The following is a 25,191-nucleotide window of genomic DNA, read 5'->3' as shown; positions in this document are numbered from 1 at the left end:
TTCCTAATAAAATGTGCCTCCATTCTACTTCCGCTGCGTGGCGTCCGCATGGCCGAATCCCTGTTGCCCCCCCGTTCCGTCGACCCTGCCGGCCTGGTCGCCAGCGGCCGCCGCGTCTTCGAGATCGAGCGGCAGGCGCTGGATGCCGTGGCCGACCGCCTTGGCGAGGCCTTCCAGCAGGCCTGCCAGGCGATCCTGGCCAGCCGCGGGCGGGTGGTCGCCACCGGCATGGGCAAGTCCGGGCATATCGCCCGCAAGATCGCCGCCACCCTGGCGTCCACCGGTACGCCGGCGTTCTACGTGCATCCCGGTGAAGCCGGCCACGGCGACCTGGGCATGATCACCGAGGACGACGTGGTGCTGGCCCTGTCCTATTCGGGCGAGTCCGACGAGGTGCTGATGCTGCTGCCGGTGCTCAAGCGCCAGGGCAACGTGCTGATTTCCATGACCGGGCGCCCACAGTCCAGCCTGGCCACCGCTGCCGACATCCATCTGGACGTCAGCGTGCCGGCCGAGGCGTGCCCGCTGGCGCTGGCGCCGACCTCCAGCACCACCGCCTCGCTGGCGATGGGCGATGCGCTGGCCGTGGCCCTGCTCGACGCACGCGGCTTCACCGCCGACGATTTCGCCCGTTCACACCCGGCCGGCAGCCTCGGCCGCCGCCTGCTGCTGCACATCACCGACGTGATGCACACCGGCGACGACCTGCCCAGCGTGGGCGCCGACGCCAGCCTCAGCGAAGCGCTGGTGGAGATGAGCCGCAAACGGCTGGGCATGACCGCCGTGGTCGATGCCGACGGTGTGCTGATCGGCCTGTTCACCGACGGTGACCTGCGCCGTGCACTGGACAGCGCGCTGGACGTGCGCACCGCGAAGATCGCTGATGTGATGACGCGCAACCCGCGCACCATCGGCGCCGACCAACTGGCGGTCGAGGCGGCCCGGCTGATGGAGACCCACAAGATCACCGGCCTGATCGTGGTCGATGGCCAGGGACGCGCGGTCGGTGCCCTGAACATTCATGACCTGTTGCGGGCCCGGGTGGTTTAACCGACAGTCCATCGACCCCATTCATCCTGTAACGCCGCACCTGCCCCCAACGAGCCTGCCGCCCTGATGCCCTGGTCCCCCCTGCCCGCCTTCCCCACCCACCTGCATGCCGCTGCGGCCCGAATCCGCCTGGCCTGCTTCGACGTGGACGGCACCCTCACCGACGGTCGGCTGTACTACGACAAGGACGGCAACGAGAGCAAGGCGTACTTCGTGCAGGATGGTCTGGGTCTGAAACTGCTGCAGCAGTGCGGTATCCACCCCGTGCTGATCACCGCGCGCAACAGCCAGTCCGCGCTCAAGCGCGGCGCCGACCTCGGCATCGATACCCAGATCGCCGTGGGCGACAAGCTGGCCAGCGTGCAGGCGCTGTGCGCGCAGCATGGCATCGGCCTGGAACAGGTGGCGTTCATGGGCGATGACCTGCCCGACCTGGCGCCGCTCGGCGCGGTCGGCCTGGCGGTGGCCCCGGCCAACGCCCATCCATGGATCGCCGAGCGCGTGCACTGGCAGACCCGCAGCGAGGGTGGGCGTGGCGCCGCGCGCGAGCTGTGCGACATCCTGCTGGCCGCGCAGGGGCATGTGGACGCCGTACTGGCGAGGTACGGCGCATGAACCTGCCCACCCTCAACTGGCGCACCGCGCTCGGCATCGGCCTGCTGCTGGCCGCCCTGCTGAGCAGCTGGGCGGCGCTGCGCAACCGCGACAAGGGGCCAGCCAAGGGTGGCCAGGAAGTCGGCGTGGACTACGTCCTGCACGACTTCCAGATCGTCGCCCTCGATGAGCAGGGCAAGGAATCGACCACGCTGCGTGCGCCGCTGCTGGAGCGCCAGCGCGGTGACCAGACCATCAACATCGCCACGCCGCTGTTCGAGATGCCGGACAAGGATGGCAAGCACTGGACCCTGCGTGCCGAGACCGGCTGGCTCAGTGCCAAGGGCGACGAGATGAAGCTGCGCGGCAATGTCGCTGGCGACAGCCCGGCCGGCCCGGGCACCGTGCCGACCACCTTCCGCACCGACCATCTGGACGTGTTCCCAAAGGAAAACCGCGCCCGTACCGACGCCCTGGTGACCATGACCCGCCCCGGCATGGAACAGTCCGGCGTCGGCTTCGAAGTGGATTCGAAGAACAACACGTATCATTTCCTCAGCCAGTCCAAGGGCCGCTACACGCCCAAGCGCTGATTCCGCCGCCAGCCTGCGACGTCTCCGGACAGGCGCAAGGCCGGCAGCTCCACCCGCCCGCCCCCGGTCCAGCCGGGAGGCCCCCACCGGTAGAACGGACCCCGATGAAGATTCCCTTTGCCGCCGTACTCGCGCTTGGTCTTCTTGTCCCCAGCGCCGCCTTCGCCAAGTCCACCGACCGCAACGAAGACATGCACATCGATTCCGGCGCCCAGTCGGGCATGCTCACCGGCGACGGCAAGACCGTGCTGTCGCAGGGCGTGATCATCACCCAGGGTACGCTGGACCTGCGCTCGTCCGAGGCCGAGATCTACCTCAAGGACGGCGAAGCGGTGCGTGTGGTGTTCACCGGCAAGCAGGCCAAGATGAAGCAGCAGCTTGATGACGGCACCTGGATGGATGCCCTGGCCGACCGCATCGACTATGACATCAAGACCGAGATCATCACCCTGACCGGCAACTACAAGGTCACCAGCGCGCGCGGCACCAACGCTGGCCAGCGCATGGTCTACAACACCCGTACCGGCGAAATGAACTCCGGTGGCGACGGCAGCCGCGTGCGCACCGTCATCCCGCCGAAGAGCAAGACCCCGGCCGCGCCTGCGGCACAGCCCAGGGCCACCACGCCGGCACAGCCGGCCGGGAGCAAGAAGTAATGCTCGTCGCCAAGGGCCTGCGCAAGAAGTACAAGCAACGCGAAGTCGTCAAGGACTTCGGGCTGACCCTCGACGCCGGTGAAGTGGTCGGCCTGCTCGGCCCCAACGGCGCCGGCAAGACCACCTGCTTCTACATGATCGTCGGCCTGGTTGCGGCTGACGCTGGCAGCATCGTGCTTGATGGCAAGGACATCACCGGCGACCCGATGTATACCCGCGCCAAGCAGGGCGTGGGCTACCTGCCGCAGGAACCGTCGGTATTCCGCAAGCTGACCGTGGCCGACAACATCCGCCTGGTGCTGGAACTGCGCGAGGACCTTGATTCGAAGGGCCGCGAGCGCGAATTGAACAGCCTGCTCGACGAACTGCAGCTGGGCCACGTCGCCGACCAGCTCGGCGCCAGCCTGTCCGGTGGCGAACGTCGCCGCTGCGAGATCGCCCGTGCCCTGGCCGCGCAGCCGCGCCTGATCCTGCTCGACGAACCCTTCGCCGGTGTCGACCCGATTTCGGTCGGCGAGATCCAGCGCATCGTCACCCATCTCAAGCAGCGTGGCATCGGCGTGCTGATCACCGACCACAACGTGCGGGAGACCTTGGGTATCTGCGACCGCGCGTATATCCTCGCCGAGGGCAGCGTGCTGGCCCAGGGTTCGCCGGAAGCGATCCTGGACAACGCCGATGTACGTCGCGTCTACCTCGGGGATTCCTTCAAGCTGTGAAGCAGTCGCCGGGTCCCTTTCCTTCCTTTCGGCACAGGCATGAAGACTCGGCTGCAGACATCGTTGGGACAGCAACTGGTGCTCACGCCCCAGTTGCAGCAGGCGATCAAGCTGCTGCAGATGTCCACCACCGAGCTGGAGCTGGAAATCGCCCAGGCGGTGGAAAGCAATCCACTGCTGGACTGGGCCGACAGCAGTGACAGCAGCGGTGCCGCCAACGAAACCGGCGATGGCAACGACAGTGACGCGCCCGCAGAACGCACCGCTGCCGGCGACGACTGGGCACCGGCCGAACTGGACTGGAGCGCGGCCGGCAGCGGCGGCAGCTTCGACGATGACGACGACAATGGCAGCGCCGCCGAGCGCGTAGCCGAAACCGAAACACTGGCCGACCATCTGCTGTGGCAGCTGCATCTGTCGCATCTGTCCTCGCGTGATCGCAGCATCGGTGCCGCACTGATCGATGCACTGGACGACGACGGTTACCTGCGCGAGCCGCTGGCCACCATCGCTGAAACCCTGCTGCCGGCGATCCACGCCGGCGAGGACGAGATCCTCGCCGTGCTGCATCGCATCCAGCGCTTCGATCCGGTGGGTGTGGCTGCACGCACGCTGGGCGAATGCCTGCTGCTGCAGCTGGATGTGCTGGCCGGCGACACGCCCGGCCTGATCCTGGCGCGACAGATTGCCGCAGGACCCTTGGAACGTTTGCCGCGCAGCGGCGTCGCCGGGCTTGCCCATGAGTTGAAGCAGCCGCTGGACGCGGTCGAGACTGCTGTCGCGTTGCTGCGCTCATTGGACCCGCGCCCGGGCACGCAGATCGCACCATTGTCGCAGGACACCTATGTGGTGCCGGATGTGGTGGTGTGGCGGCAGAACGGCGTGTGGCGCGCTGCGCTGGCCGCGCATGCCGGACCGAAGGTGGTGATCCACCGCGGTTACGAGCAGCTGATCCGACGCTGTGGTGATGCCGATGCCGGCTACCTGCGTGCACAGCTGCAGGAAGCGCGCTGGCTGCTGAAAGGGCTGCAGCAGCGTGGCGAAACCCTTCTGCGCGTCGTGCGCAGCCTGATCCTGCAGCAGGCCGGCTTCCTCGAATTCGGCGAGCAGGCGCTGCGTCCACTGACCCTGCGCGAGATCGCCGCCGAGCTCGGCCTGCACGAATCCACGGTCTCGCGCGCGATCGCCCGCAAGCACGTGCGTACCCCACGCGGCACCCTGCCGCTGCGCGCCTTCTTTGCCTCGGGCATCGATACCGAGGGCGGCGGTGAGGCATCCAGTACCGCCATCCAGGCGATGATCCGGCGCCTGATCGACGACGAGAACCCGCGCAAGCCGCTTTCTGACGCCAAGCTGGCTGACCTGCTCAAATCGTCGGGAATTCCAGTAGCGCGACGCACCGTGGCGAAGTATCGTGAAGCCATGAACATTTCCGCCTCGCACGAAAGGGTCAGAATCGCTTGACGCGCCGCCGCGCCCGGCGGAGAGGTTCATTGGCACATCCGAACACAGGAGAAACCCGATGCGCATCGAAACGTTTGGCAAAGATGTCGAAGTCACCCCGGCCCTGCAGTCCTATGTAGAGGAGAAGCTGGCCCGGATCGGAAAGCACTTCGACCAGCACTGCGAAGCGCGGGTGACCCTCAAGCTGCAGAAGACCGAACACCACGTCGACGCCAGCCTCAACATCCCCGGCCAGACCCTGCACGCCGAGGCCAATGCCCAGACCATGTATGCCGCGATCGACCTGCTTGCGGACAAGCTTGACCGTCTGGTGATCAAGCACAAGGAGAAAAAACAGCAGCACGCACCGCTGCCGGTGGGCGACAATGGTGGCTGATCGCCACCGTTCCCCGCAGACATGCCCCTGACTGACCTCCTGGCGGCCGTGCAGACCCAGCTCTGCACGGCCACCGACCGCGACAGCGTCCTGCAGGCCGCCGCCGGGTTGCTGGCCTGCCGCCAGGCCAACGCCGAACAGATCTATCTGAACCTGTGCCAGCGCGAAGCGCTGGGCAGCACCGCGATCGGTCACGGCATCGCCATTCCCCACGGCCGCGCGCCAGCCCTGGACCGCCCCCGTGGCGCCCTGCTGCGGTTGGCCACCCCGGTCGACTTCGGTGGCGACGAGCCGGTGGACCTGGTGTTCGCAATGGCCGTCCCCGCCCACTACACCCACCAGCACCTGATGCTGCTGTCCGAGTTGGCCGAGCTGTTTTCCGCGCCGGACATCCGCCAGGCACTGCGCGCAGCCGGCGATGCCCGTGCCCTGCGCGAGGCGCTGGACATGACCCCACCTGCGAGTGCCGCATGAATACCAGCATCACCGCCCGTGAACTGTTCGAACAGCAGCGCGAGCGGCTGGGGCTGCGCTGGGCTGCCGGCAAGTCCGGCGAGAAGCGCGAACTGGAGGCCGGCAACACAGTCTCGCGGCGTCCGTCGCTGGCCGGCTATCTCAATGCGATCTATCCCAACAAGGTGCAGATCCTGGGCACCGAAGAGCTGTCCTGGCTGGATGCGCTGGAACCACGCCAGCGTTGGGAGACCATCGAAAAGATCATGCAGTCGCACCCGCTGGCGCTGGTGCTGACCCGCAACCAGGCCTGCCCGGAAGACCTGCGCGCCGCCGCGGATGAATCCGGCACGCCGCTGTGGCTGTCACCCAAGCGCGGCCACGAACTGCTCAACCATCTGTCCTACCACCTGGCCCGTACGCTGGCGCCGCGGGTCATCCTGCATGGCGTGTTCATGGAGATCTATTCCATCGGCGTGCTGATCACCGGCGAGGCTGGATCGGGCAAGAGCGAACTGGCGCTGGAGCTGCTCAGCCGCGGCCATCGCCTGGTGGCAGACGATGCCCCCGAATTCACCCAGATCGCACCCGACGTACTCGACGGCACCTGCCCCGAGCTGCTGCAGGACCTGCTGGAAGTGCGCGGCCTGGGCGTGCTGAACGTGCGCGAGATGTTTGGCGACACGGCTGTAAAGAAGAACAAGTACCTTCGGCTGATCGTCCACCTGACCAAGCCGATGACCGAACCCACCCCGCATGGCTATGAGCGCCTGACCGGCGACTCGGGCACCCGCCATGTGCTGGACCTGGATGTTCCGCTGATCACCCTGCCGGTGATGCCTGGCCGCAACCTGGCCGTGCTGACCGAAGCCGCCACGCGCCTGCATATCCTGCGCACCAAGGGGATCGACCCGGCGGCGATGTTCATCGCCCGTCACAGCAACCTGCTGGAACGGCGAACGCCCTGATTCCCCTGTCCCCCGAAGAGCCTGTCCATGAGCACCGCAACCCCCTCCGCCCCGACCCTGATCATCGTCAGCGGCCTGTCCGGCTCGGGTAAATCCGTCGCCCTGAAGACCTTCGAGGACCAGGACTACTACTGCTCGGACAACCTGCCGATCAATCTGCTGCCCGACTTCGTGCGCAGCCTGCTGGCCAACCATGACGGCAGCGCACCACGCCGCCTGGCCGTAGGCATCGACGTTCGCGGCCAGTCCGACCTGAGCCAGCTGGGCAACTGGCGGCAGCTGGCCACCGATGCCGGCGTGGAAGTGAAGGTGCTGTTCTTCGAAGCCAGCGACGAGGCCGTGCTCAAGCGCTATGCCGATACCCGTCGCCGCCATCCGCTGAGCCAGCTGGGGCTGTCACTGCCCGAAGCGATCGCCCGCGAGCGCGAGCTGACCGCTCCGCTGCGCCGCGAGGCCGATGCGGTGATCGATACCAGCAACCTCAACGTGCACCAGTTGCGGCGACGGATCATCACCGAGTTCGCGTTGGACCACGCCACGCGCCTTTCGCTGCTGTTCGAATCGTTCGCGTACAAGCGGGGCGTGCCGGCCGAGGCGGACTTCGTGTTCGACGCGCGCGTGCTGCCCAATCCGCACTGGGACCCGGACCTGCGCGCGCTGAGCGGCCGTGAGCCCGGCGTGCGCGATTACCTGGAAGCGCAACCAGACGTGCAGCGCTACCTGGCCCAGCTGATGGATTTCCTCGATACCTGGCTGCCGAAGCTGGGTGATGGCACCCGCAGCTACGTGACCGTGGCCTTTGGCTGCACCGGCGGCAAGCATCGCTCGGTGTTCCTGGCCGAGCGCATGGCCCGGCATGCCCGCGAGATGGGCTGGGAAGACGTGGCGACGTATCACCGCGAACAGGATTGAGAGAGTCGGCCGGGGCTGCGCCCGGCACCCGCCGGTAGTGCCGGCCGCTGGCCGGCAACAGCAACAGCAAAAGCAAAAGCGGCATTCCGTGGGATGGCGGGGCGATGTGGGCAGGCAGGACACGCCGTGAACCCCGCTCCGCGGTCCGGCCCAGCCGCTGGCGGCTGTGCGTTCGGGCGCTTGCGAAGCAGTGCTTCGCAAGCAAAGCGCCCTCACCCCTGGGGGCTCGATGGCGCCATCCATGGCGCCAACGGTCCTGCCTGCCCACACCGCCCCGCCTCTGACAGATTCCGTGTGCTGTTGGTGGGTGTCGACCTTGGTCGACACGGTAGATCCACGCCATGCGTGGATGAATCGCTGTCAGGCATCGAAAAACGGATGGCGTCGGATCTCTTTTTCAACGAAAAAGGGCACGCCAGTGAGCAACACTGAATACGGGACACAGTGCCCCTCATCTGCTGCTATCGCCAATTCACCTTGACCTGTTAACGTGCAGTAATGACCTGTGGCATTCTCCTCGTAACACATCCCGGGGTCGGGACCGCCCTGCTTGACGTGGCGACCCGGCTCCTGCGGCAGTTGCCGCTGAAAACAGAAGCTTTCGAAGTACCGTTCGACGCAGACCTGGACGCCCTGCTTCCGCTCGCCTCGGCCGCCCTGCGGCGGGTCGATGGCGGGGAAGGCGTGCTGATCCTGACCGACCTGTACGGTGCCAGCCCCGCCAACCTTGCCGGGCAGCTGGCCCGGCTGGGGACCCCGGTTCGCCGGGTGTCGGCGCTGAGCCTGCCGATGTTGCTGCGGGTGATGAATTATCCGGAACAGGGACTGGATCAACTGCCCGCCACAGCCGCGGCGGGTACCCGTAATGGAGCGATAGTCGACGATGCTTGAACGAGAACTCACCGTCAGCAACCGCCTGGGCCTGCATGCCCGGGCCACCGCCAAGCTGGTGCAGACCCTGGCGCCGTTCCGCTGCAACGTGACCATGGCCGCCAAGGGCCGAGAGATCAACGCCAAGAGCATCATGGGCGTGATGCTGCTGGCCGCGGGCCAGGGTACTCCGGTCACGGTGCGTATCAACGGCGAGGACGAAGCTGCCGCGATGGAGGCGGTGGTCGGCCTGTTCGAGCGCCGCTTCGACGAGGACAACTGAGCGTGCCACGCGCACGCGCCGGCCAGGTCAGTTCCGGCCAACGGCCGGTACAGCTGCTGGCCGGCCATGGTGCGGCCCGTGGCACCGCGATGGGCCGGGCCCGCGTACGCCTGCCACATGCGCTTGAAGTCGCCGAACAACGCGTCGCCGCGCACCAGGTCGAAGCCGAACTGGCCCGCCTGCATCGAGCGGTGGATGCCGCACGCATGGAAATGCACGAGCTGCGACAACGCCTGCAGGGTGCACTGAACCAGGAAGTGGGCGAGTTCCTCGACCTGCATGCGCTGCTGCTGGACGATCCCGAGCTGCTGTTCGGGCTGGACGAGCTGATCCGCAGTGGCCCCTACAGCGCCGGCTATGCACTGCGTCTGCAGCGTGACCGCCTGGCCAAGGTCTTCGATGGCATGGACGATGCCTATCTGAAGAGCCGCATGGACGATCTCGATCATGTGATCGGCCGCATCCACGCCTTCCTGCAGCCCGAGCGCCCGCCAGCCGTGAAAGGCCTGGCGGGCGAAATCCTGGTCTGCGACAACATCGCGCCTTCCGAACTGGCGCAACTGCAGACGCAGGGGGTGGTCGGCATCGTCACCGCTGCCGGCAGCGCGCTGTCGCACAGCGCGATCCTGGCGCGCAGCCTGCACCTGCCCTTGATCGTCAACGTGCCGCAGCTGCTCAGCCGCATCGCCGATGGCGACGTGCTGATCATCGACGGCGCCGACGGCAGCATCACCGCCAACCCGCAGGCTGACAACCTGCGTGACTACCGCGCGCGCCTGAAAGAGCATGCGCGCGAGCAGCGCGAGCTCGGCCGCCTGCGCAGCAAACCCAGCCGCACCCGCGACCAGGTCGACATCGCCCTGCTGGCCAATGCCGAATCGCTGGAGGACGTCACCCAGGCGCATGCGCTGGGCGCGCAGGGACTGGGCCTGTACCGCACCGAATTCCTGTTCCTGCAGCGCAACGAGCTGCCGGACGAAGAAGAACAGTTCCAGACCTACCGCGATGCCGCGTTGGGCATGAGCGGGCGGCCGGTCACCATCCGCACGCTCGATCTGGGCGCGGACAAGGCCGACCGTACCGGCCTGACCCTGAGCAACGAAGAGAACCCGGCGCTGGGCCTGCGCGGTGTACGCCTGTCGCTGGCGCGGCCGAAAGTGGCTGACACCCAGCTGCGCGCGATCCTGCGTGCCTCGGCCTACGGCAAGCTGCGCGTGCTGGTGCCGATGGTCAGCACCCGCGAAGAGTTGCTGGCGGTGCGTCGGCGCATGCTCAAGTTGACCGAACAGCTGCGCGGCGAAGGCCACATGGTGTCCGACCACGTGCCACTGGGCGCGATGATCGAGGTTCCGGCCGCCGCGCTGGCGCTGGAGAGTTTCATCGACCTGGTCGACTTCCTGTCGATCGGCACCAACGACCTGGTGCAGTACCTGCTGGCCGCCGATCGCAACAACGAAGCACTGGGCGAACTGTATTCGCCACTGCACCCGGCCGTGCTGCGCCTGCTGCAGATGGTGATCGAGACCGGCGCGCGCCATCGCATCCCGGTGGCGGTCTGTGGCGAAATCGCGGGTGACGCACGGATGACCCCGCTGCTGCTGGCGCTGGGCCTGACCGAATTCAGCCTGCACCCGGGCACGCTGCTGGAAGTGCGCCGGGCCGTCCGCGAAGCCGACCTGGGTGCCCTGCGCGCCCGTGCACCGAAGCTGCTGGCCGCACGCGACCGCCGCGCCATCGAGCGCTGGCTGGCGCTGGTGGCGGATACGCCCTGAGCGCCAAGGGTAGTGCCGGCCGCTGGCTGGCAGCCCCCCATCGAAGACCAAGAGGTTGCCGGCCAGCGGCCGGCACTACCGCCACCCGGCGGCTATGCGTTGAAACATCCCCTTGCGATAATGACGCGCTGAACACCCCTGTTGCCGCATCCTTGCCGGGATCGCGGCTTTTCTTATCCCGCGGGAGCTGCGATGGCTGAAGCTGTACGCCACGACAAGACTGCGCGCCAACTGCGGATGCTGTCCGATGCACTGGACAGCGGTCGGCTGGGCCCGGTGCGTCGCCTGGTCAACACCCTGGCGCCGGCCGAAATCGGCAACCTGCTCGAATCGCTGCCGCCGGGCAAGCGTGCCATCGTGTGGGGCCTGGTCGACCCGGAAGACGACGGCGAAGTGCTGGTCCACGTCGGCGAGGAAGTGCGCGAAAGCCTGCTGGCCGACATGGACCCGGACGAGATCATCGCCGCGGTCGAAGACCTGGATATCGACGATCTGGCCGACCTGGTCGAAGACCTGCCGGATACGGTCATCGACGAAGTCCTCAAGTCGATGGACCGCGAGAACCGCGAGCGCCTCGAACAGGTGCTGTCCTACCCCGAGGACAGTGCCGGCCGCCTGATGAACCCGGACGTGGTGACCGTGCGCGCCGACGTCAACGTCGACGTGGTGCTGCGCTACCTGCGCCTGCGCGGCGAACTGCCGGACCACACCGACCACCTGTTCGTGGTCAGCCGCCGCCACCAGTACCTGGGCCGCGTCTCGCTGGCCGCGCTGGTCACCCATGAAGACACCACGCCGATCAACCGCCTGATCGACGACGAGCAGCCGGCCATCGACGTGGGCGAGAGCGACCAGGAAGTGGCGCGGCAGTTCTCCGACCATGACTGGATCTCCGCGCCGGTGGTGGACGACAACAACATCCTGATCGGCCGCATCACCATCGATGACGTGGTGGACATCATCCGCGGCCAGGCCGAGCACCAGGCGCTGGGCGCCGCCGGCCTGGACGAGGACGAGGATCTGTTCAGCCCGGTCTGGCGCGCCATGCGCCGGCGCCTGATGTGGCTGTCGGTGAACCTGTGCACCGCCTTCCTGGCCTCCAGCGTGGTCGGTCACTTCGAAGGCACCATCGACAAGCTGGTCGCGCTGGCCGTGCTGATGCCGATCGTGGCGGGCCTGGGTGGCAATGCCGGCACCCAGGTGCTGGCGCTGATGGTGCGCGGCCTGGCACTGGGCCAGGTGGGCGCGTCCAACGCGCGCACGCTGCTGTGGAAGGAAGTTCGGGTCGCCTTGTTGAACGGCGTGATGCTCGGTTCCGTGCTGGGGCTGATCGTGCTGGCCTGGTTCCACTCGCCCGGGCTGTCGGCGGTGATCGCCATCGCGCTGACCTGCAACCTGCTGTTCGCTGCGCTGGCTGGCGTGCTGGTGCCACTGACCCTGAAACGCTTCGGCTTCGACCCGGCCTTGGCCAGTGGCATCTTCCTCACCGCCGTGACCGACTCGATGGGCTTCTTCACTTTCCTCGGCCTGGCCACCCTGGTCCTGCTGCACTGATTCCTGCGGGGTCAGATTCCTGCGACGCAGGGCTCCGACCCACCTCCATTCCTGGAACATCCCATGGCAACAACGATCGAAAACTACTTCCAGCCCGGCTGGCGCGACCAGCAGCACACCTGCCCGGCCTGCGAATGGAAGGGCTGCTCGCGCGCCATGGTGATGGAGCTGGACGAGGATGCCACCGAGTACGACTGCCCGGTCTGCGAGAACCCGATGCTGGTGGTTCTGCATCCGGACATGACGCAGGTGCAGGCAGCTGCGGCCGAAGGCAACGCCGAGGCGCAGGAGCAGTTGGACATCATCGCCAGTTTTCCGCGCCCGCAGTGACGCAGCGCATGATGCCGTGTTGACCCGCGGCGGACTAGGATGCAGGTGACCCTGCCGCCCCGGAAAATCCCATGGTCCGTTCGATGTCGCGCTGGCTGCCGCTGCTGGCCTTTCTGATGATGACCGGTTGCACCTCGCTGCCGGACAGCGCGCGCGGGCGCTTCGAAGCCCGCGCGGTGAAGGTGGAGGGGGAAACTGCCTACTACCAGGTGTTCATACCGGCCGGCGTTCAGGCCACTGCTCCCACCAAACTCCCGGTCATCCTGTTCCTGCACGGCTCCGGCGAACGCGGCGGCGACGGCATCAAGCAGACGTATTCGGGGCTGGGTCCCTATCTGCGCGAGCACCCCGACTTTCCGGCGCTGGTCGTTTTCCCGCAGGCGGCGAAGCACTCGGAATGGAGCGGCAACAATAATCGCATGGCCGTGGCCGCACTGGACGCGACGATCGCCGAATTCGGTGCCGACCCGACGCGGCAGTATCTGACCGGCATGTCGATGGGCGGCTATGGCAGCTGGAACATCGCGCTGGATGACCCGCACCGCTTTGCCGCGATTGTCCCCGTGTGCGGCGCGGTACTTGCACCACGCGCGAAGCGCCCGTCCCTGTTCGTCGAGCAGGTCGCCCAAGAGGCCGACCCCTATACAGTGATCGCGAAGCGCTTGCAGCACACACCTATCTGGATCTTCCACGGTGCACTGGATGACGTCGTGCCACCGGACGACGACCGCAGACTGCACGCCGCATTCCAGAGCGCCGCTGCACGCGACGTACGCTACACCGAATATCCGGAAGGCAACCACAACGCCTGGGACGCCACCTACGCTGACCCCGCAATGTGGGAATGGCTGTTCGCGCAGAAGCGCTGAGCTGCAGCTTCTGGTAGTTGCCAACCTTGGTTGGCATTGACTGCTCTGGTAGTTGCCAACCTCGGTTGGCACTGGCCTACCTGAAACCAAGCCATTCCCCGATGTTCAGTGGAAGCAGACCCGTCCATGCTTGCTCCATGCAGAACACACGTCTCCTGCTCGGTCGTCGCTCCAGCATCGGCCTCAGCTATATCCTCACCACCGTCGTCCATGACCGCGCGCCGCTCTTCACCAACGCCGCAGCGGCCGACTTGGCAGTGCGCGAATTCCAGCGACTGGATCAGGAAGGCTTCACCCGCTCGATTGCCTACGTGGTCATGCCCGACCACATCCACTGGCTGATCGAACTACGTGCAGGAACGCTGGAAACCATCATGAAGCGTTTCAAGTCGCGCACAGCCCAGCAGGCAAACCGGTTGTTGGGGCGAGTCGGACGCTTCTGGCAGGCCTGCTATCACGATCATGCGATCCGCTCTGACGAATCGTTGCACCGGCATGTGATGTATCTGATGGGAAATCCGATCAGGGCCGGGCTGACGACGCGGTTTGGGCAATATCCCCATGCATGGTGCAAATGGGAGCTTGGGGCTTCGTGTGATCCGCTCGACAACTTGGGCGCGGATGGATAGTGCCAACCAAGGTTGGCATCTACCAGAGCGGTGCGCGGTCAAGCCGCGCGGTAAGTGTGTCAACCAAGGTTGACACCTACCAGAGCGGGCGATCAGCCCAGCAGGGTTTCCAGCACGGCCATGCGCACGGCGACGCCGTTGGCAACCTGGCGCAGCACCCACGACTGCGGGCCGTCGGCCACCTCGTCGGTCACTTCCACGCCGCGGTTGATCGGGCCCGGGTGCAGCACCGCTGCATCCTTGCCCGCCCGCGCCAGGCGTGCAGCATTCAGGCCGTACTGCGCGTGGTACTGCTCCAGCGACGGCACCAGGCCTTCTTCCATGCGCTCGCGCTGCAGGCGCAGCATCATCAGCGCGTCGACGCCTTCCAGCATCGCGTCGAAATCATCGCCGACCACGCAGCCCTTCAGGGTCTCGTCGTCCGGCAGCAGCGACTGCGGGCCGCACACTCGGATCTCACCCACGCCCAGCGTGCGCAGCGCATGCAGGTCGGTGCGGGCCACGCGCGAGTGCTTCACGTCGCCCACGATCACTACTTTCATCTTCGAGAAATCCGGGCCCTTGGCCTGGCGCAGGGTCAGCATGTCCAGCAGGCCCTGGGTCGGGTGCGCGCTGCGACCGTCACCGGCGTTGATCAGTGCAGTGCCCTCGCCCGCCGCTTCGGCCAGTGCGGCCACGGCGCCATCATCGGGGTGGCGCACCACGAAGCCGCGCACGCCCATCGCTTCCAGGTTGCGCAGCGTGTCGCAGGCGGTTTCGCCCTTGCGCGTGGACGAGGTCGAGGCATCGAAGTTGAGCACATCGGCGCCCAGGCGCTGCGCGGCCAGCTGGAACGAGCTGCGGGTGCGCGTGGACGGTTCGAAGAACAGCGTGCACACCGCCGAACCGGCCAGCACGTGGCGTTTGTTGCCGACGCGGCCGACTGCGGCATCGCGGATCTGACCTGCCCGGTCAAGCAGCTGCAGCAGGGTCTCGCGCGGCAGGCCCTCCAGGGTCAGCAGGTGGCGCAGGCGTCCGGAGGCATCGATTTGCTGGGCAGTCATGGCGGGAGTCGGGCAGTCAGGGAATGGGGGTGGCGTCATCGGGGGACGACAGCCAGCGGTCGATGATCACCGCCGCGGCCACGGCATCGAGGGCGGCCGCATCACGGCGGCGCTTGCGCCCTTCGGCGCGCTCGACGGCGAAGCGGCGGGCGGCCTCGACCGAGCTGGAACGCTCGTCGATCATCACCACCGGCAGCTTGAAACGTTCCCGCAGCTGGCGGGCGAAGCCCTGCGCACGCTTGCGGTTGGGCTGGTCCTGGCCGTCCAGGGTCAGCGGGTCGCCGACCACCAGGCCGTCGGGCTTCCATTCCTTGAGCAGGCGTTCGATCGCGGTCCAGTCCGGGCCGTTGCCGTGTACATCGACTACGGCCACCGCACGCGCATGCGCGGCGAAGGCACTGCCGATGGCTACACCGATACGGCGCGAGCCGACATCGAAACCCAGAACGGTGCCATCACGGCGGATCGCCGGGGCAGCAGAATCCGGCGCGGGCGTGATGGGCTCAGACATGGCCGCTGTAGTCGGTGAGCCGGAACAGGTCCACACCGATGCGCGAGGCGGCACCCTGCCAGCGCTGCTCAAGCGGCAGCTGGAACACCAGTTCGGCATCGGCCGGCACGGTCAGCCAGCTGTTCTCGGACAGCTCGCTTTCCAGCTGCCCCGCGCCCCAACCGGCACAGCCGAGGGTGACCACGGCGTTGGCCGGACCTTCGCCGCGCGCCATCGCTTCGAGGATGTCGCGCGAGGTGGTCAGGTACAGGCCGTCGCCCACGATCAGGCTGGAATCCCACGCCCGCGCGTCGTCATGGATGACGAAGCCGCGTTCGGGATGCACCGGGCCACCGTTGAGCACCATGCGCGCCTGCAGGTCGCCATCACCGGTGGTGATGTCCATCTGTGCAAGCACTTCACCCAGCGTGTACTCGGAAGGCTGGTTGACCAGCACGCCCATCGCCCCGTTCTCGTCGTGCTGGCAGATCAGCGCGACGCTGCGGGCAAAGGTCGCGTCGAGCAGCGACGGCAGCGCGACGAGCAGGTGATCGGCAAGGGAGGTTGGCGTTGCAGGCATGTTCCCATTCTACCTGCTGGGGGCGGGATGGTCGCGCGATGGCGGCGAACAGCGATGGGCTAGGATGGCGCTTTGCCATGGAAGGTCGTCGATGCCGTCTTCATCGCCCCTGACCCTGCCGGCACGCAGCGCCATCGTCCTGATTGCCCTGCTGCAGGGTCTGATGTTGTATTCCGCGCAGGAACTGTCCGATGCGTGGCCGTTCCGCGATATCGGCTGGCGCTACTGCTGGTACGCCTGGGTGCTGGCCATTCCCAGCGCGGTGGCGCTGAGCCTGGTCGAGCTGGGCCAGCGCCGCCTGTGGCTGCAGGCCGCGCTCGGTTCGGCGGTGGTGCTGGCGCTGGCCGCCTGGACCGGCTGGAACCTCAATGGCGAGACCGCACTGGACTCGGGCGCGCTGCAGATCCCGCTGACCCTGGGCATGGCCGTGGCGGTGTTCGTGGCCCTGCCCTGGTGGCAGTTCCAGCTGCAGCACGGGCATTGGCGCGCCAGCTACCCGGAACTGTTCGAGCGTGCCTGGCAGAACGGATTGACCCTGGCCCTCGCCGCACTGTTCACCGGGCTGACCTGGCTGCTGCTGTGGCTGTGGGCGGCCCTGTTCCAGCTGCTGGAGGTCACGGTCTTCCGCGACCTGTTCCGCCAGGATGCCTTCATCGCCCTGGCCACCGGCAGCCTGGTCGGGTTCGGTGTGCTGGTCGGGCGCACCCAGCACCGCGCGATCCAGATCACCCGCCAGGTGCTGTTCGCGATCTGCCGCGGGCTGCTGCCGCTGCTGTCGTTCATCGCGGTGCTGTTCGTACTGAGCCTGCCCCTTACCGGGCTGGAAACGCTGTGGAAGACCCGCTCGGCCGCCAGCCTGCTGCTGGTGCTGTCGCTGTTGCTGGTGACGTTCACCAATGCGGTCTACCAGCAGGGGGACGACACCACGCCCTACCCCCTGCTGCTGCGCCGGCTGGTTGAAGCCAGCCTGCTGGCGCTGCCGGTCTACGCGGCGTTGGCGCTGTATGCACTGGCCCTGCGCGTGGCGCAGTACGGCTGGACCGTGGACCGGTTCTGGGCGGTGCTGATCGCGCTGGCCGTGGCCGGCTATGCCGTGGGCTATGCAGTGGCGGTGCTGCGCCGGCAGAGCCGCTGGTTGCAGACACTGGAACCGGTCAACCGCTGGATGTGCTGGGCGGTGCTGGGACTGGCATTGCTGGGCAACTCGCCGCTGCTGGACCCGGTGCGGCTGACCCTGCCCAGCCAGCTGGCGCGCCTGCGCGCGGACCCACCGGCGATCACCAGCAGTGACGTCAATGTGCTGCGCTTCGATCTTGGGCGCCGTGGCGTGCAGGCGCTGCGCGACCTGCAGCGTGATCCGGCCATCACCGCCGATGCCAACGCGCCACAGGTGATCGCGGCAGCGCTGGCACGCACGTCACGCTGGGACGACGGACAGCGCCTGGACAAGGGCCCACAGGACGTCGCCGCCCTGCAGCGCGCGCTGAAGCTGGCCAAGGGATCCAGCTCGCCACCGGACGACTGGTGGCAGGCACTGGCCACGCGCGCGATCGATGGCGAATCCTGCGCTCAGAGCGAGCGCGACTGCCTGATCGTGCATCGCGACCTGGATGGCGACGGCAACACCGACGTGCTGCTCTGCGAGCTGTACACCATCCGTGGGCCGGACTGCGTGCTGTACGCACGTGGCACGGATTCCCAGTGGCGCCGGGCCGGTTCGCTGTTCGGCACCGTCAACGGCCAGGCCGAGGCGATCAACCAGGCCCTGCGTGATGGCAAACTCACTCTCGAACCGCCGCGCTGGCCGATGCTGTCCATCGGTGGGCGCCCCGCAGTGGCCATCGATCCCGAACCCGAATCCAACGAGTCTTCCCCATGAGCGGCTACTGCCTCATCGCCCCCGGCCATCCGGTGCACGACCACTACCACGCCAACGAGTACGGCTTTCCGCAGCGTGAGGAGCGCGAGCTGTTCGAGCGGCTGGTGCTGGAAATCAACCAGGCCGGCCTGAGCTGGGAAACGATACTGAAGAAGCGCGAGGGCTTCCGCGCGGCCTATGACGGCTTCGATGTGGACCGGGTGGCGGCGTATGCCGAGCAGGACATCGAGCGGCTGCTTTCGGACGCGGGCATCATCCGCAACCGGCTGAAGGTACTGGCGGCCATCCACAACGCGCAGGTGATCCAGCAGCTGCGGGCCAGTCATGGCAGCTTCGCGGCGTGGCTGGATGCGCATCACCCGCGCAGCAAGGCCGACTGGGTGAAGCTGTTCAAGAAGACCTTCCGCTTCACCGGCGGCGAGATCACCGGCGAGTTTCTGATGAGCCTGGGCTACCTGCCGGGGGCGCACGCCGAGGATTGCCCGGTGCATGCGCGGCTGCTGACGCTGTCGCCGCCGTGGTTGCAGGTCTCCAGGTAGAGTCGTCACACGCCCATGTAGCGACCGGGGCGGTGGTTGAACATCAGCACCAGGCTGAGCACCACCGCACCGATGGCCGAGTACAGCACCTTCGACGGCGACAGCACGAAGAACGCGGCCACCATCAGGCAGGCGTCGTAGGACATCTGCACCTTGCCCGCGCTCCAGCCACGGGTGCGTTGCAGGTACACCGCCAGGATCCCGATGCCGCCGAGGCTGGCACGGTGGCGGATGAAGAACAGGATGCCCAGGCCGGACAACGCGCCACCCACGATCGCCGAATACAGCGGGTTGATGTGCGAGAAGTCGATCCAGCGCGGCAGCAGGTCGGTCAGCACGCCACAGGCGGTGACCGCAGCGAAGGTCTTCAGGGTGAATTCCCACCCCATGCGTCGCAGCGCCACCCAGTAGAACGGCAGGTTGACCAGCACGAACACCAGGCCGAAGTTCCAGCCCATCGCGTAGTGCAGCAGGAAGGCCATGCCGGCCATGCCGCCGATCATCAGCCCGCCCTTGGCGAAGATGGCAAGGCCCAGCGAGGCCACCATCGTGGCCAGCACCATGCCCTGCACATCCTCGGCGATCGAGTGACGCAGCGCTTTCTCGTCGGCGGTGGTGCCGGCGCTGTCGGGCGGCGGGGTCAGCGGACCGGCGGTGACCAGGTGGCCGTCAGCGTCGTCGCACGGCGCGGGGCCATGGGAAGGAAGGGACATGCGGGTGGGGGACAGCAGGTGGGGAGCGGTATTAGACACGATCTGCATGACAGTTGCAGATGAAATCGTTCAGCTGAATGCGCCCCGCCCTGCCCCGGGCCCGGGCCCGCCGCTGATCAGCCCTTGCCGGTCAGATGGTGCGCCACCAGCGCGTTGGCATGGCCATGGCCCAGCCCATGCTCACTCTTCAGGAAGCTGACCAGTTCCATGTGTTTCAGGCCCTTCTTCCCTGCCAGCAGCCCGAGCCAGTGGGCGACCGGCTGCCCATAGGTCTTCTCGATGGAGGGGAAGTATGAGGCCGGGCCCTTGGGCTTGGTGTCAGTGCTCATGTGCAGCTCCCGTTGAAGTCATTCATTCGACGAACCACAGACGCAGAAATCGACATACCCACACGTCCGACCCAGTGCCGACCAACGGTCGGCACCCACCAAAGCAGAATGCCGTTCCAACAGCTCGCGGGAAATTGTCGAAGGCGGGGTGGCTCAGGTTGCGGGGGCGTGAGCGCCATGGATGGCGCGACCGAGGCTACATGGACGTACTTGCGCCGTCCCCCGCAACCTGAGCCACCCCGCCTCCCACGGGAAGCCAGCTTTTGACGTTGCCGTTGACGTTGATTCGGCAGGTGCCGGGCGCAGCCCGGCCGTATCATCCCCTCATGCCCCGCGAAAACCTCAACGACCTGCAGGCCTTCGTCCACGTTGCCCGCGAGGGCAGCTTCACCAAGGCCGCCGCCCAGCTGGGGGTCTCCCAGTCCGCGCTCAGCCATGCCATGCGCGGCCTGGAACAGCGCCTGGGTGTGCGCCTGCTGACGCGCACCACCCGCAGCGTGTCCACCACCGAAGCCGGTGCCCGCCTGCTGGATACCCTGGGCCCGCGCCTGGCCGAGATCGAGGACGGGCTGGCCGCATTGGCCGAATACCGCGAACGCCCGGCCGGGACCATCCGCATCAATGCCACCGGCCATGCCGCCGAGTACATCGCGTGGCCACGGCTGGCGCCGCTGCTGCAGCAGTATCCGGATTTGAAGGTGGAACTGGCCGCCGACTACGGGCTGGCAGACATCGTGGCCGAGCGCTACGACATCGGCATTCGCCTCGGCGAGCGCTTGGCCCGCGACATGGTCGCGGTGCCGATCAGCCCGCCGCTACGCATGCGCGTGGTCGGCGCGCCCAGCTACTTCCGCCAGCACGTGGTGCCACGGCATCCGGACGAACTGGCCGACCACAACTGCGTGACCCTGCGCCTGCCCACGCATGGCGGGCTGATGCCGTGGGATTTCGGCCAGGACGGCAACGAACTCAGTGTGCGCGTCACCGGCCAATGGACCTTCAACACCATGGGCATGACCCGCGCCGCTGCGCTGGCCGGCAGCGGATTGGCCTGGCTGCCGGAAGACCAGGTGCAGCCGATGCTGGACGATGGCCGCCTGCAGTCGGTGCTGGACGACTGGTGCCCGCATTTCGATGGCTACTACGCGTACTACCCGTCGCGCCGCCACGTCACTGTGGCGATGCGCACGGTGCTTGATGCGCTGCGCGGGCCGATGAAGGGGTGAGGGTTGAGGAGTGCGGACCAATGGTCCGCACCCACCACCAACGGTCCGCACCCACCTGGTGATCAGCCCTTGGCTTGCGCCGCACGCTGGGCGTTGTAGCGCTCACCGACAATCGATACTTCATCCAACGCCTGCGCGATGCGCTGCAGCTCTTCCGGTGCCAGCTGCAGGTCGGCCGCGGCCAGGTTTTCTTCCAGGCGATGGACCTTGGTGGTGCCCGGAATCGGCACGATCCACGGCGCCTGCGCCAGCAGCCAGGCCAGCGCCACCTGCGCCGGCGTCGCCCCCCGTGCTGCAGCAATCGTACTGATGCGATCCACCAGCGCCTGGTTGGCGCGGCGTGCCTCCACTTCGAAGCGCGGCACGCTGTTGCGGAAATCGTTGGCGTCGAAGGTAGTGTCGGCATTGATCGTGCCGGTCAGGAAGCCGCGACCGAGCGGGCTGAACGGCACGAAGCCGATGCCCAGCTCCTGCAGGGTCGGCAGCAGCTCGCGCTCCGGTTCGCGCCACCACAGTGAGTACTCGCTCTGCACGGCGGTGACCGGCTGCACCGCATGCGCGCGGCGCACGGTGGCGGCACTGGCCTCGGACAGGCCGAAGTGGCCGACCTTGCCCTCGGCGATCAGGTCGCGCACGGTGCCGGCCACGTCCTCGATCGGCACGTTCGGGTCGACGCGGTGCTGGTAGAACAGGTCGATATGGTCGGTGCGCAGGCGCTTGAGACTGGCTTCGGCCACGGCGCGGATGTTCTCCGGGCGGCTGTCCAGGCCGGTATCGGTGCGCGCCTCCTTGAAGCCGAACTTGGTGGCGATCACCAGCGTGTCGCGGTAGGGCGCCAGCGCCTGGCCGAGCAGCTCTTCATTGGTGTACGGGCCGTACACCTCGGCGGTGTCGAAGAAGGTCACGCCGCGCTCAACGGCGGCGTGCAGCAGCGCGATGCCCTGGCTGCGCTCGACCGGCTGGCCATAGGCATGGGTCAAGCCCATGCAGCCCAGGCCCAGGGCGGAAACCTTCAGGCCACTGCGGCCGAGTTCACGTGTCTGCATCGTCGTGCTCCAGAAGGGGAGCACTGACGATACGCCTGCTTGGGCTGCCGATTGAATGGGCAGCGTTGCAGTTGGTCATGACTGGAATTCATCAATCGCCCGCGCGCGAGGTAGAGTCGACTGTCAGTCGACTATCGCGCGCAGCGCGGCATTTCCCTGACCCTCGAAAGAGCAGTCGACTGACAGTCGACTCTACCGATCTGCAGGTCACCGGATCTCGGAGATCTCCACGCCGTCCAGCCCCTGCGACAGGGTACGCGCGTCGCCGCCCTGGCTGAGCTTGATGCGCAGGCGCACCTCGTTCTGCGAATCGGCGTAGCGCAGCGCGTCCTCGTAACTGATCTCACCGGCCTGGTACAGCTCGAACAGGCTCTGGTCGAAGGTCTTCATGCCCAGCTGGACCGAGTCCTTCATCACTTCCTTCAGCTTGTGAATCTCGCCGTCGCGGATGTAGTCCTGCACCAGCGGCGTGCCCAGCAGGATCTCCATCGCCACCTTGCGCGAGCGGCCATCGGGCGAAGGAATCAGCTGCTGCGCAACCACGCCCTTCAGATTCAGCGAAAGGTCCATCAGCAGCTGGTTGCGGCGGTCTTCCGGGAAGAAGTTGACGATGCGGTCCATCGCCTGGTTCGCGTTGTTGGCATGCAGGGTGCACAGCACCAGGTGGCCGGTTTCGGCGAACGCGATGGCGTGGTCCATGCCTTCGCGGGTACGCACTTCGCCGATCATGATCACGTCCGGCGCCTGGCGCAGGGTGTTCTTCAGCGCGGCTTCCCAGCTGTCGGTATCAATGCCGACTTCGCGCTGGGTGATGATGCAGCCCTCGTGCTTGTGCACGAATTCAATCGGGTCTTCGATGGTGATGATGTGGCCGGTCGAGTTCTGGTTGCGGTAACCGATCATCGCCGCCAGCGACGTCGATTTACCGGTGCCGGTGGCGCCGACGAACAGGATGATGCCGCGCTTGGTCATCGCCAGCGTCTTGATGATCGGCGGCAGGCTCAGTTCTTCCACGGTCGGGATGCGCGTCTCGATGCGACGCAGCACCATGCCGACCTGGTTGCGCTGGTAGAAGCAGCTCACGCGGAAGCGGCCGACACCGGACAGGCCGATGGCGAAGTTGCATTCGTGGGTCTTCTCGAATTCCTCGCGCTGCGCCGGGGTCATCACATTGAGGACCAGGTCGCGGCTCTGCTGCGGCGTGAGCGGGGTCTGGGTGATCGGCGAGATCTTGCCGTTGACCTTCATCGCCGGCGGCATGCCGGCGGTGATGAACAGGTCCGAGGCGCGCTGGTGCGCCATCAGTTTGAGGAACGAAGTGAAATCGATGGTGGTCGCGGTGGTGTTCACGGCGGGCTCCCAATGGGGCATGTACCAGGAAACGGTCGGTGGAGGAAACAGCGCGGGAACGGCGGCGCACTGGCGCACGCCGCCCCGCTGCGGCCCTGCCTTACTCGAACAGGCGCTTGTCCTTGGCGTAGTCGCGGGCCTGGTTGCGGGTGATCAGGCTGCGCTTGACCAGGTCCTGCAGGTGCTGGTCCAGGGTCATCATGCCGTACTGCTGGCCGGTCTGGATGGCCGAATACATCTGCGCCACCTTGTCTTCGCGGATCAGGTTGCGGATGGCCGGGGTGCCGACCATGATTTCCCACGCAGCGGTACGACCGCCGCCGACCTTCTTCAGCAGCGCCTGCGAGATCACCGCACGCAGCGATTCAGACAGCATCGAGCGCACCATCGGCTTTTCGCCGGCCGGGAACACGTCGATGATGCGGTCGATGGTCTTGGCCGCCGAGCTGGTGTGCAGGGTGCCGAACACCAGGTGGCCGGTTTCCGCGGCGGTCAGTGCCAGGCGGATGGTTTCCAGATCGCGAAGTTCGCCCACCAGGATGATGTCCGGGTCCTCACGCAGCGCCGAGCGCAGTGCTTCATTGAAGCCATGCGTATCGCGGTGTACTTCGCGCTGGTTGATCAGGCACTTCTGCGAGGTGTGCACGAATTCGATCGGATCCTCGACGGTGAGGATGTGGCCGTATTCGTTCTTGTTGATGTAGTCGATCATCGCCGCCAGCGTGGTCGACTTGCCCGAGCCGGTCGGGCCGGTCACCAGGATCAGGCCCTGCGGCTGCTGGATCACTTCGCGGAACAGCGGCGGGCAGGCCAGGTCCTCGAGGGTGAGCACCTCGGACGGAATGGTACGGAACACCGCACCGGCACCGCGGTTCTGGTTGAACGCGTTCACACGGAAGCGCGCCAGCGACGGAATCTCGAAGGAGAAGTCCACTTCGAGGAATTCCTCGTAATCGCGGCGCTGCTTGTCGGACATGATGTCGTACACCAGCGCATGGACCTGCTTGTGGTCCAGGGCCGGGATGTTGATCCTGCGAACGTCGCCGTCCACGCGGATCATCGGCGGCAGGCCTGCGGACAGATGCAGGTCGGACGCTTTGTTCTTAACGGAAAACGCCAACAGTTCGGCGATATCCATGAGCGGCTACTCCCCAATAACGGCTTCGACTGGAAGGATCTTTCCCCGGGCGGCAGTATAGCCTCCTGATTCAACGGAACGCTTTACGTGGTCACTTCCCTGCCCCAGATCCTGAGCAACCTGCATGCCGCCGCCGAGGCCGCTGGCAGGCCCGATCCACGCCTGCTGGCGGTGTCCAAGACCCAGCCGGCCGAGGCCGTGGCCGCGCTGGCCGCACAGGGCCAGCACGCCTTCGGCGAGAACTACGTGCAGGAAGCGCTGGCCAAGATGCAGGCGCTGCAGCACCTGGCGCTCGAATGGCACCTGATCGGCCACCTGCAGTCGAACAAGGCCGATGCCGTGGCCAGCCATTTCGACTGGGTGCAGAGCGTCGACCGCCCCAAGCTGGTGACCGCGCTGGCACGCCATCGCCCGGCCGCGCGCGGCCCACTGAACGTACTGATCCAGGTCAACATCGACGACGAATCCAGCAAGCATGGCTGTGCACCGCAAGAAGTGGATGCACTGGCCGCCGCAATTGCCGCCGAACCCACCCTGCGCCTGCGCGGACTGATGGCGATTCCCGCGCCATGGCCCGAGGCCGAGCGCCGTCGGGATGCATTCGTGCGCATGCGCACACTTTTCCAGTCGCTGGCTGCCCAGCACGCGCAGATCGACACGCTGTCGATGGGCATGAGCAGCGACTACGCCGAAGCCATCGCCGAGGGCGCCACCCTGGTGCGCATCGGCACCGCCCTGTTCGGCGCGCGACCGCGCCCGGCCTGAT

Annotated in this window: 29 protein-coding genes; 21 read left to right on the top strand and 8 right to left on the bottom strand. The window is 66.7% G+C overall.

Features of this window, described 5'->3' with window-relative positions:
- Positions 1–48 precede the first annotated feature (48 nt).
- The 17 genes from R1H25_RS09075 to R1H25_RS08995 all read left to right on the top strand — a co-directional run bounded on the left by R1H25_RS09075 (position 49) and on the right by R1H25_RS08995 (position 14,092).
- Complete coding sequence (locus R1H25_RS09075; protein ID WP_049445836.1) at positions 49–1,050, top strand: KpsF/GutQ family sugar-phosphate isomerase; 1,002 nt, start codon at positions 49–51, stop codon at positions 1,048–1,050.
- Positions 1,051–1,116: 66 nt separating this feature from the next.
- Entirely contained in the window at positions 1,117–1,665 is a 549-nt protein-coding gene (locus R1H25_RS09070) for an HAD family hydrolase (RefSeq protein ID WP_049445837.1), read from the top strand.
- A complete protein-coding gene (gene lptC, locus R1H25_RS09065) occupies positions 1,662–2,237 on the top strand; it encodes an LPS export ABC transporter periplasmic protein LptC (RefSeq protein WP_049445839.1) in 576 nt (191 codons plus the stop codon). Before R1H25_RS09070 ends, lptC begins: the two co-directional genes overlap by 4 nt.
- A 104-nt stretch (positions 2,238–2,341) precedes the next feature.
- Complete coding sequence (gene lptA / locus R1H25_RS09060) at positions 2,342–2,893, top strand: lipopolysaccharide transport periplasmic protein LptA (RefSeq protein WP_043398368.1); 552 nt, start codon at positions 2,342–2,344, stop codon at positions 2,891–2,893.
- Positions 2,893–3,612: an LPS export ABC transporter ATP-binding protein gene (lptB, locus tag R1H25_RS09055; protein ID WP_010483646.1), complete on the top strand. Its 720-nt coding sequence runs from the start codon at positions 2,893–2,895 to the stop codon at positions 3,610–3,612. Before lptA ends, lptB begins: the two co-directional genes overlap by 1 nt.
- A gap of 39 nt (positions 3,613–3,651) precedes the next feature.
- The gene (locus R1H25_RS09050) at positions 3,652–5,076 is read left to right on the top strand and encodes an RNA polymerase factor sigma-54 (protein ID WP_049445843.1); all 1,425 of its coding nucleotides are present in this window, start codon (positions 3,652–3,654) and stop codon (positions 5,074–5,076) included.
- A 58-nt stretch (positions 5,077–5,134) separates the two neighbouring features.
- Positions 5,135–5,452 carry a ribosome hibernation-promoting factor, HPF/YfiA family gene (gene hpf / locus R1H25_RS09045; protein WP_004147311.1) on the top strand — a complete coding sequence of 106 codons (318 nt, stop codon included), beginning with the start codon at positions 5,135–5,137 and terminating at the stop codon, positions 5,450–5,452.
- 21 nt (positions 5,453–5,473) lie between these two features.
- Positions 5,474–5,926, top strand: coding sequence for a PTS sugar transporter subunit IIA (locus tag R1H25_RS09040; RefSeq protein ID WP_049445845.1), 453 nt, complete (start codon positions 5,474–5,476; stop codon positions 5,924–5,926).
- Entirely contained in the window at positions 5,923–6,873 is a 951-nt protein-coding gene (gene hprK, locus R1H25_RS09035) for an HPr(Ser) kinase/phosphatase (protein WP_005408388.1), read from the top strand. The genes R1H25_RS09040 and hprK overlap by 4 nt, the downstream gene beginning before the upstream one ends.
- Before the next feature lie 27 nt (positions 6,874–6,900).
- Complete coding sequence (gene rapZ, locus R1H25_RS09030; protein WP_049445847.1) at positions 6,901–7,785, top strand: RNase adapter RapZ; 885 nt, start codon at positions 6,901–6,903, stop codon at positions 7,783–7,785.
- 498 nt (positions 7,786–8,283) lie between these two features.
- A complete protein-coding gene (locus tag R1H25_RS09025; RefSeq protein WP_010483657.1) occupies positions 8,284–8,676 on the top strand; it encodes a PTS sugar transporter subunit IIA in 393 nt (130 codons plus the stop codon).
- Positions 8,669–8,938 (top strand): HPr family phosphocarrier protein, encoded by a 270-nt coding sequence (locus R1H25_RS09020; protein WP_046983647.1) that lies wholly within the window; start codon positions 8,669–8,671, stop codon positions 8,936–8,938. Before R1H25_RS09025 ends, R1H25_RS09020 begins: the two co-directional genes overlap by 8 nt.
- A gap of 2 nt (positions 8,939–8,940) precedes the next feature.
- The gene (gene ptsP / locus R1H25_RS09015; protein ID WP_317223396.1) at positions 8,941–10,710 is read left to right on the top strand and encodes a phosphoenolpyruvate--protein phosphotransferase; all 1,770 of its coding nucleotides are present in this window, start codon (positions 8,941–8,943) and stop codon (positions 10,708–10,710) included.
- 192 nt (positions 10,711–10,902) lie between these two features.
- Positions 10,903–12,264, top strand: coding sequence for a magnesium transporter (gene mgtE, locus R1H25_RS09010; RefSeq protein WP_049444183.1), 1,362 nt, complete (start codon positions 10,903–10,905; stop codon positions 12,262–12,264).
- A 63-nt stretch (positions 12,265–12,327) separates the two neighbouring features.
- Entirely contained in the window at positions 12,328–12,594 is a 267-nt protein-coding gene (locus R1H25_RS09005; RefSeq protein ID WP_057499388.1) for a hypothetical protein, read from the top strand.
- A 71-nt stretch (positions 12,595–12,665) separates the two neighbouring features.
- Positions 12,666–13,463, top strand: a complete 798-nt coding sequence (locus R1H25_RS09000) for a prolyl oligopeptidase family serine peptidase (RefSeq protein WP_317223395.1) — start codon at positions 12,666–12,668, stop codon at positions 13,461–13,463.
- 137 nt (positions 13,464–13,600) lie between these two features.
- The gene (locus R1H25_RS08995) at positions 13,601–14,092 is read left to right on the top strand and encodes a transposase (protein ID WP_317223394.1); all 492 of its coding nucleotides are present in this window, start codon (positions 13,601–13,603) and stop codon (positions 14,090–14,092) included.
- 92 nt (positions 14,093–14,184) lie between these two features.
- Here the strand turns inward: R1H25_RS08995 and R1H25_RS08990 are convergent, their stop codons facing one another.
- From R1H25_RS08990 to R1H25_RS08980, 3 genes are read right to left on the bottom strand one after another with little or no spacing between them, the layout of a single operon-like run.
- A complete protein-coding gene (locus tag R1H25_RS08990) occupies positions 14,185–15,135 on the bottom strand; it encodes an aspartate carbamoyltransferase catalytic subunit (protein WP_088481056.1) in 951 nt (316 codons plus the stop codon).
- 16 nt (positions 15,136–15,151) lie between these two features.
- Positions 15,152–15,646, bottom strand: a complete 495-nt coding sequence (ruvX, locus tag R1H25_RS08985) for a Holliday junction resolvase RuvX (RefSeq protein ID WP_005408378.1) — start codon at positions 15,644–15,646, stop codon at positions 15,152–15,154.
- Positions 15,639–16,205: a YqgE/AlgH family protein gene (locus R1H25_RS08980; RefSeq protein ID WP_317223393.1), complete on the bottom strand. Its 567-nt coding sequence runs from the start codon at positions 16,203–16,205 to the stop codon at positions 15,639–15,641. The genes ruvX and R1H25_RS08980 overlap by 8 nt, the downstream gene beginning before the upstream one ends.
- A 91-nt stretch (positions 16,206–16,296) precedes the next feature.
- Here R1H25_RS08980 and R1H25_RS08975 point away from each other — a divergent pair, with 91 nt between their 5' ends.
- Together R1H25_RS08975 and R1H25_RS08970 are read left to right on the top strand one after the other, a co-directional pair.
- A complete protein-coding gene (locus R1H25_RS08975) occupies positions 16,297–18,084 on the top strand; it encodes a DUF4153 domain-containing protein (RefSeq protein WP_317223392.1) in 1,788 nt (595 codons plus the stop codon).
- Positions 18,081–18,623: a DNA-3-methyladenine glycosylase I gene (locus R1H25_RS08970; RefSeq protein WP_317223391.1), complete on the top strand. Its 543-nt coding sequence runs from the start codon at positions 18,081–18,083 to the stop codon at positions 18,621–18,623. The genes R1H25_RS08975 and R1H25_RS08970 overlap by 4 nt, the downstream gene beginning before the upstream one ends.
- Before the next feature lie 5 nt (positions 18,624–18,628).
- Here R1H25_RS08970 and R1H25_RS08965 read toward each other — a convergent pair whose 3' ends face one another.
- The gene (locus R1H25_RS08965; protein WP_014036228.1) at positions 18,629–19,336 is read right to left on the bottom strand and encodes a YitT family protein; all 708 of its coding nucleotides are present in this window, start codon (positions 19,334–19,336) and stop codon (positions 18,629–18,631) included.
- Positions 19,337–19,452: 116 nt separating this feature from the next.
- Positions 19,453–19,665 (bottom strand): DUF4287 domain-containing protein, encoded by a 213-nt coding sequence (locus R1H25_RS08960; RefSeq protein WP_129550566.1) that lies wholly within the window; start codon positions 19,663–19,665, stop codon positions 19,453–19,455.
- Between the two features lie 326 nt (positions 19,666–19,991).
- On the opposite strand from R1H25_RS08960, the gene R1H25_RS08955 reads away from it, so the two are divergent.
- Entirely contained in the window at positions 19,992–20,891 is a 900-nt protein-coding gene (locus R1H25_RS08955) for a LysR family transcriptional regulator (protein WP_317223390.1), read from the top strand.
- 62 nt (positions 20,892–20,953) lie between these two features.
- On the opposite strand, the gene R1H25_RS08950 is transcribed toward R1H25_RS08955, so the two are convergent.
- The 3 genes from R1H25_RS08950 to R1H25_RS08940 all read right to left on the bottom strand — a co-directional run bounded on the left by R1H25_RS08950 (position 20,954) and on the right by R1H25_RS08940 (position 24,425).
- The gene (locus R1H25_RS08950) at positions 20,954–21,937 is read right to left on the bottom strand and encodes an aldo/keto reductase (RefSeq protein ID WP_317223389.1); all 984 of its coding nucleotides are present in this window, start codon (positions 21,935–21,937) and stop codon (positions 20,954–20,956) included.
- Between the two features lie 207 nt (positions 21,938–22,144).
- Entirely contained in the window at positions 22,145–23,308 is a 1,164-nt protein-coding gene (locus R1H25_RS08945; protein WP_049434422.1) for a PilT/PilU family type 4a pilus ATPase, read from the bottom strand.
- Between the two features lie 79 nt (positions 23,309–23,387).
- Positions 23,388–24,425 (bottom strand): type IV pilus twitching motility protein PilT, encoded by a 1,038-nt coding sequence (locus tag R1H25_RS08940; RefSeq protein WP_006422551.1) that lies wholly within the window; start codon positions 24,423–24,425, stop codon positions 23,388–23,390.
- A gap of 87 nt (positions 24,426–24,512) precedes the next feature.
- On the opposite strand from R1H25_RS08940, the gene R1H25_RS08935 reads away from it, so the two are divergent.
- Positions 24,513–25,190, top strand: a complete 678-nt coding sequence (locus R1H25_RS08935; RefSeq protein ID WP_317223388.1) for a YggS family pyridoxal phosphate-dependent enzyme — start codon at positions 24,513–24,515, stop codon at positions 25,188–25,190.
- Position 25,191: the final 1 nt, after the last annotated feature.

Source organism: Stenotrophomonas veracruzanensis (assembly GCF_032911525.1).
Taxonomy (GTDB): domain Bacteria; phylum Pseudomonadota; class Gammaproteobacteria; order Xanthomonadales; family Xanthomonadaceae; genus Stenotrophomonas; species Stenotrophomonas africana.
Note: the sequence above shows the minus strand (reverse complement) of the source record. Positions and strands in the feature narration are given on the sequence as shown.